1 protein-coding gene and 1 pseudogene are annotated in these 913 nt (G+C 61.9%); both read right to left on the minus strand.

The window, feature by feature from the left end; genetic code table 11:
- Positions 1 to 241: pseudogene (locus tag EN932_RS37010) on the minus strand (hypothetical protein); the annotation flags it as partial.
- A 6-nt stretch (positions 242 to 247) separates the two neighbouring features.
- Complete coding sequence (locus tag EN932_RS37015; RefSeq protein WP_063172921.1) at positions 248 to 682, minus strand: hypothetical protein; 435 nt, start codon at positions 680 to 682, stop codon at positions 248 to 250.
- Positions 683 to 913: the final 231 nt, after the last annotated feature.

Here is a 913-nt window from a genome sequence, read left to right on the forward strand (position 1 = left end):
ATTCCGGATAGGTCAGGAAGGTCGATTCCTCCGGCCGCTGGTAGCCGGGGATCTCGGCGCGGACCTTGTCGGCCAGCGCCTTGGGCGGCGCGCCGTCGGCAATGCCGGGCAGCGGCGTCTTGTCGAGCGACGACGTCGTCAGGAAGCCGTAGCTCAGCCCGGCGATCGGGATGAGGATGACGACGACGATCAGCCAGAGGATCGTCTTGATGATGCGCTTCAGCCAGCGGAACAGGAACATGCCTGGTCAGGCCGTGGCGAAGTGGTCGTGTACGCGCCTGGCCAGCCGGAAGCCGACATAGACGGCGAAGCCGCCAATGACGATGTGCGGCAGGTTGGCGAAGAAGCGGGCCGGGAATTCGATATCGTTGAGAGAGCGGAAGCCGTTGATGAAGATACCGGCGTCGAGGCAGCCGGAACCGGTGACCAGCCCGAGCACGCCGTCGAACAGGTAGACCGAGCCGAACAGCTTGAAATAGAACACTGCCTGGCGGTGGGAGATGAAGGCGGCGGCCAGCGCCCAGACGCCGGAGAAGGCGTGCAGCAGGTCGTCATACCATTGCAGCGAGAAAAGGCCGAACAGATTGCCGTTGGCATCGTTGAACGCCGGTATGTAGCCGATGGCGACGACGCCGAAGAACAGGAAAGCATAGGCAACGGCAAGCTTCTGGATGAGCGTCATGAAGTATCCCCCTTCTACGAGCCCATTTGTAAACGCTACTCTGCCGGCCGCCTGACGCGGTTTTCTGCGCTTCCGATGCTCACGGACTCAAAGGTCCGCTACGCTTCGGTTCTCGAAAACCACGCCATCCGACTCGGCAGAGCGCGTTTTCAAACGGGCTCTGACCAGGCGATACTAACCGATTTTAGCGCGTGGAGAAGCGGCGCTCGCAAGATCGCCGCCAAAGGGCTG

The organism is Mesorhizobium sp. M7A.F.Ca.US.002.01.1.1, from assembly GCF_004022955.1.
Taxonomy (GTDB): Bacteria; Pseudomonadota; Alphaproteobacteria; order Rhizobiales; family Rhizobiaceae; genus Mesorhizobium; species Mesorhizobium ciceri.

What these genes read in the sequence shown, in the direction of transcription:
- EN932_RS37015 (WP_063172921.1), bottom strand. Translation starts at nt 682, where the DNA reads ATGACGCTCATCCAGAAGCTTGCCGTTGCCTATGCTTTCCTGTTCTTC.